This window comes from Chryseobacterium sp. CG10_8 (assembly GCF_058117085.1).
Map to the genome: position 1 here is coordinate 45516 of NZ_JBYVEB010000011.1, position 6149 is coordinate 51664.

Annotated in this window: 4 protein-coding genes and 1 pseudogene; 3 read left to right on the forward strand and 2 right to left on the reverse strand. The window is 35.2% G+C overall.

What is annotated here, in order from left to right; all coding sequences use genetic code 11:
• The first annotated feature begins 141 nt into the window (after window positions 1-141).
• Genes nusB through yajC form a run of 3 tightly spaced genes read left to right on the forward strand, consistent with a single transcriptional unit; the run spans window position 142 to window position 1909 of the window.
• The gene (gene nusB, locus AC4AGG_RS03760) at window positions 142-1047 is read left to right on the forward strand and encodes a transcription antitermination factor NusB (protein ID WP_489770648.1); all 906 of its coding nucleotides are present in this window, start codon (window positions 142-144) and stop codon (window positions 1045-1047) included.
• A gap of 11 nt (window positions 1048-1058) precedes the next feature.
• Window positions 1059-1574 (forward strand): DUF1573 domain-containing protein, encoded by a 516-nt coding sequence (locus AC4AGG_RS03765; protein ID WP_489770649.1) that lies wholly within the window; start codon window positions 1059-1061, stop codon window positions 1572-1574.
• Window positions 1575-1579: 5 nt separating this feature from the next.
• Window positions 1580-1909, forward strand: a complete 330-nt coding sequence (yajC, locus tag AC4AGG_RS03770) for a preprotein translocase subunit YajC (protein ID WP_489770650.1) — start codon at window positions 1580-1582, stop codon at window positions 1907-1909.
• A 79-nt stretch (window positions 1910-1988) separates the two neighbouring features.
• On the opposite strand, the gene AC4AGG_RS03775 is transcribed toward yajC, so the two are convergent.
• A complete protein-coding gene (locus AC4AGG_RS03775; protein WP_489770651.1) occupies window positions 1989-3677 on the reverse strand; it encodes a putative transporter in 1689 nt (562 codons plus the stop codon).
• A gap of 144 nt (window positions 3678-3821) precedes the next feature.
• A pseudogene (locus AC4AGG_RS03780) lies at window positions 3822-6094 on the reverse strand (GH92 family glycosyl hydrolase).
• Window positions 6095-6149: the final 55 nt, after the last annotated feature.

Here is a 6149-nt window from a genome sequence, read left to right on the forward strand (position 1 = left end):
ATAGAAATATTTTGCAAAAATAACTAAAATAAAGTGTTTGCCAATCATTATTATGTTAAGCCAAAGTTTCAAAACTTCTTATCAGGAGTTTCCATCATCCAACAAAATTCTATATCTTTGCCGACGTAAAAAGTTCTTTGAATGTTAGGAAGACGACAGATCCGTGAAAAAGTAGTAGCCAAAATATATTCCTACTATCAAAACCCTATTTCTCAGGCAGTCCTGGAGAAAAATCTATTTTCTGAAATTGAAAAGATTTATCATTTGTATATCTATGAGCTCAATTTTTTAGTAGGGCTTAAGGCAGTTGCAGAAGATAATATCGAGATCAGAAAAAACCGATTTATTAAATCTGATGCGGATATCAATCCTAATCAAAAATTTGTTTCCAATCAAGTTCTTAAGTTAATTGAAGAGAATACAGAAAGAAAGTATTTCTCAAGCAAGCATAAGGAACTCAATTGGGATGTCAATGACGACTTACTTCTCAAAACATTTCGTAAAATCATTTCAGGTAAAAGGTATCAAGATTTCATGCAGGAATCTGGATATAACTTTGAAGAGGATCAGCGTTTTGTTGGTAAGCTGTTTTTGCGTTATGTAGCAGAAAATCAAACTTTCTTCGAGAATGTTGAAGAAAAAGAGTTGACTTGGGCGGATGATTTTCATATTGCTAACTCAATGGTGCAGAAGACGATTGGTTTCTTCAAGCCAGACAGTGCTAATGATTCTTTGATTAAGATGATTAAAGATGAAGATGATGAATTGTTTGCTAAAAAATTATTGAGAACAACTATTCAAAATTCTGAAGCTACAGAAAAGAACTTGGAGGGAAGACTCCAGAATTGGGATATGGAAAGAATTTCTTTGATGGATAAGGTGATTTTGATTACTGCCATTTCGGAGTTGGATAACTTTCCACAGATTCCGTCTCGAGTGATTATTAATGAATATATTGAAATTTCCAAAGCTTATTCCACAGAGAAATCTAATATTTTTGTGAACGGGATTTTGGATAATTATATAAAAGAAACCAATAGAATCTAAAAAGACAAGTTATGAAATCTAAACTAATCATGGCATGTGCAATCGGTCTTTTGAGCTTAGGTGCATGCAAGGAGAAAAATGACAAAAAGGATTTAGGGCAATTGGAATTGAAGGACTCTCTAAGAGATGCGATGAGCGAAAGAGGACCTGGTCCAGTTGGTGAATCTCCAGTTAATAGACCAGAAGATCTTATCAAAGATGCTCAAGATAAGCCTTTAACTACATTAGCATTGTCCGAAAATCACTTCGATTTTAAAGACGTGAAGAAGGGAGAGGAAGTCGAGCACAAATATGAAGTCACCAACACAGGGAAAAATCCTCTGATTATTTCTCATGTAAAACCAGGTTGCGGATGTACTGCACCAGATTTTACGAAAGACCCTATTTTGCCAGGACAAAAGGGATATGTCACTTTGAAATTTAATTCAGCTAATTTCGAAGGCACTCAAAACAAATATGCGGATATCTATGCTAACGTAGAGCAGATTCCGGTTAAATTAACATTCACAGCAAACGTAGTAAAATAATAACCATGATAAATACAATTTTTTTGCAAGCAGCCCAAGAAGGAGGAGGAACAATGATGATGTTGATGATGGCAGTAATGTTCGTCGGATTCTATTTTCTAATGATCCGTCCTCAAATGAGAAAACAAAAACAAGAAAAGAGTTTTCAAGAGACTCTTAAAGTTGGACAAAGAGTAGTTACCACTTCTGGATTGCACGGGCGAGTAGCTCAGATCCAAGAAGACGGAATCGTTATCGAAACACTTTCTGGAAAATTAAAATTCGAAAAAGCAGCCATATCAAGAGAATTTACTCAACAGAGATTTCCCGATACAGCAGTAGAAGAGAAAAAATAATTCTCTTTTTCTTTACTTATAAAAAAAACTCGAGATCCTTGGATCTCGAGTTTTTTTATTCTGATACGTAATTGTATTTTTAAGTAAGTAACAATATCAACAGACTTGCAGTAAATATTCTGAATATCGTTACCAAAGGGTATACTTGCGCATAACTTTGGATTGGAACATCACTTTCTAGATAATTGGTGCTAAATGAAAGCGCAGCAGGGTCGGTATAACTTCCGCTCATGATTCCCGCCAATTGCAGATAATTGATTTTCATAAAAAATCGTCCAACAATCACCATTAGAATTAATGGAGTGAAGGTTATCGCGCAACCATAAAGTAAGAATGTCCAACCATTGAATTTAATGAAGTTTTCATAAAAACCTTCACCGGCATGGATTCCTACTGCAGCGAAGAATAGACAGATTCCTAAATCTTTCATGAAATGGATCGCTCCTGTGTTGATATAAGAGTGGATAAAAGATATTCCGCCATATCTCGAAATTAAAAGTGCAACAATAAGTGGTCCTGCTGCAAATCCAAGTTTTAAAGGAGTTGGAAGTCCAGGAATCATCAATGGAATTGATCCAACGATTATACCTAACAGTAATCCTCCGAAAAGTGAAAGGAAATCGGGTTCAATTAACTTTTTCTCTTGATTACCGATGATTTGTTCGGCTTCTGTAATCGCTTCGTCGGTTCCGATGACTCTTAAGATATCACCATAAAATAATTCCAAACTTGGTCTTGGGATGATTTCTTTACCTGCACGGAAAACTCTTGTTACCTTCAAGTCATAAGTATTGTACAAGTCAAGCTCGGAAAGCTTCTTATGTACAGCCGAAGGCTTAGTTACAAAAATATTTTTCTTACTAATATCAGAATCAGATTCGATGAAATTGTCAGTAGATGGACGTCCTATTAATTTGATAAAAGAATCGAGGTCAGCTTCTTTACCAACAATCATCAAAACATCTCTGTCTTGTAGATGAGTATCCATCGTTGGCGAAAAGACGGCGGTCTCGCCAGAATGTTTTAATCTGGAAATTACAATTTCGTGGCCACTTTCTTTGATCGCTTGTAATAGTGTTTTTCCAAAAAATTCAGGATTAACAACACGTAGTTTTTTGTGAACCAAAGGTTCTTCACGATTAATTTTATTCATTCTGAATTTTCTCATTTCGGTTTCAGGATGAATGTTCAATAATAATTTAGATAAAATAATCGTCCCAATTATTCCAAAAACACCAAGAGGATAGGTGATGGCATAACCAATAGTTGGGTCATCAAAAGTACGATCAGGCATGGCTTTACTCATTTCTTCAATCGTATTTTTTGCAGCTCCTAATCCAGGTGTGTTGGTTACCGAACCACTCATAATACCTACGAGATTTTCGATACTTAAGCCAGTAAATTTAAAGAGAAGAAATGTGATGAATCCTCCCATAAGTACCGTTGAAACGGCAAGAATATTAAATTTGAGTCCTTCACTTTTGAATGATGAAAAGAAGGAAGGTCCAACTTGTAATCCAATTCCATAAACGAACAAAATCAAACCAAAATCCCGAATAAAATCCAAAATGGAGTGGTCGATTCGATAGCCTAAATGTCCCAAAAAAAGTCCTGCGAACATAACTGCAGATACACCAAATGTAATTTTTCCAATTTTTAATCGTCCTACAAATATTCCTAAACCAATTGCTAACATTATAGAAATCAACGATTGAACAATGTTAGGTTCCTCAATAGGAAGTAAAAGAGTTCTTAACCAATCAAACATTTTAATAGTTTTTAAAATTCGAGTGCAAAATTACTTAATGTGAAAAAGTGTGGCAGTGTGATCGATAGTGAAATATGTCAGATTTTGAAAAATAAAATCCCAACTTGATAGATCGGGATGGTATTATGTTAAAAGAGAGAAAATTTAAGGCTTACTACTCATTTCAAAAACCAATTCGCCACCTTTTTCGATGTCTTCATATTTTAATATATGGTTTTTGATTTCTTTTCCGTTGATGGTCACTTTTTTTGCATAAACATTTTTATCCGACTGATTCTTGGTTTTAACAGTTAAAAAGTGTCCGTTATCCAGATTCACTTTTGCAGATTTCACCAAAGGCGAACCCAAAGCATAATCATTAGAGCCCGGTAAAACGGGATAGAATCCTAAAGCTGAAAACAAATACCAAGCGCTCATTTGCCCTGCATCATCATTACCACACAATCCAGCTTCACCATCGTGATACATGTCTTTAAGGATCATTCTCACAGTTTTTTGAGTTTTCCAAGCGTCATTAGTCCAGTTGTAAAGATATGGAATGTGATGTCCAGGTTCGTTTCCGTGTACGTAGTTTCCGATAATTCCGTCTCGAGTAATGTCTTCGTTTTTTTCGATATATTTTTCTTCAATCGGAGTGTTGAAAATTTTATCTAAATGTTTTGAAAACTGGTCTTTTCCGCCCATCATTTCAATCATATCAGGAACGTTTTGTGGAACATAAAGACCATAATTAAAAGCATTCCCTTCAATAAAACCTTGTCCATGTGTATCCATCGGATCAAATTCTTTTCGGAATGTTCCGTCTGAAAGTTTTGGACGCATAAAACCTATTTTGGAGTCATAAACGTTTTTGTAACTTTCGGAACGTTTTAGATATTCGTTTTCTAAAGATTTGTTTCCAGTTTTTTTGCCATTTGTGCAATGCACCAATCATCATAAGCATATTCCAAAGTTTTGGAAACAGATGAACCACTTTTATCTTCAGGAACGTAACCTAATTTCAAATACTCGCCAATTCCATCATAATATTTGAGGTTGGAAGAATTAACAGAGGCTCCTATAATTTTACTTAAATCGGCATCAGTAGTATTTTTTGCAACAGCATCTGTCAAAACAGAAACCGAATGATAACCAATCATACACCAGTTTTCGTTGGCATAATGACTCCAAATTGGCAAGGCTTTATGAACACTTTGGTCATAATGCGCCAACATCGATTTTACAAAATCGTTATTTCGTTTTTTCTCAATTAAATTATAAAAAGGATGCAAAGCGCGATACGTATCCCAAAGCGAAAAGATGGAGTAATTGGTAAAATCTTTAGCTTCGTGAATGTTTTGGTCCAGACCGAGATATTTTCCGTCCACATCTTGATAAATAATTGGGCTCATCATCGTGTGATAAAGAGAAGTGTAAAACACTTTTTTGTCCTCCTCAGTGAGCATTTCAACCTCAATTTTTGAGAGTTGCTTTTCCCATTTATTTTGAGTTTCAGTTTTTACTTTATCAAAATCCCAATGTGGAACTTCTGCCTCCAAATTCTTCATTGCACCTTCCGTAGAAACATTGGATAAGGCAAATTTAACCGTGATTGCTTCGTTTTCGTTGGTGTCAAAATCGAAATAAGCTCTAATTTTTCCTCCAGCAAATTCAGGGAAGTTTACGTTTTCATTAAATTTTCTGTAGAACCCGTTGTATTCAACCTTTTCGTATCGTTTTCTGCCATAGGATTTAAATGGCTTCGAAAATTTCATCGCGAAGAATACTTTGCGAGTTCTTGCCCAACCTGTGGTTTCACGATAACCAACAATGGTTTGATTATCTTCTACCCGAACAAACGTCCAAACGTTTTTATCATCATAGTTGTAAATGTTCGACATCAAGTCCAAGATAATATGCGCTTCCGAGCTTTTCGGGAACGTATAACGATGAACTCCAACTCGTTCTGATGCAGTGAGTTCGGCTTTAATTCCATAATCATCCAACAAAACCGAATAATATCCAGCTTCTGCTTTTTCATTTTTATGTGAATATTGAGAATGATAACCGCTTTTGTGAGTTTTAGCATCTCCAGGTTCTAAATTTAATTTTCCAACTGTCGGCATCACCAAAAAATCCCCTAAATCCGAATGACCAACACCACTAAAATGCGTATGAGAAAACCCGAAAATAGTGGTGTCATCATACTGATAACCTACGCAATAACGATAGGTTTCTGGATTGTATTTTCCATCTTTTGCATAAGGTTCTTGATTGGTTTCAGGAGATAATTGCACCATTCCGAAAGGAGCTGTAGCTCCGGGAAATGTATGTCCCATGTTTTTGGTTCCTGTCATGGGATTGACATAGGAGACAAGGTTTTGAGCATTCATGTTGAGAAGAAAGAGTAAAGAAAATAGAGAAAAGAGGTTTTTCATTTTTTTGTAAAAAAAGTTTTTATAAAAATAGAGATAATATTTTAAACTTATTTTT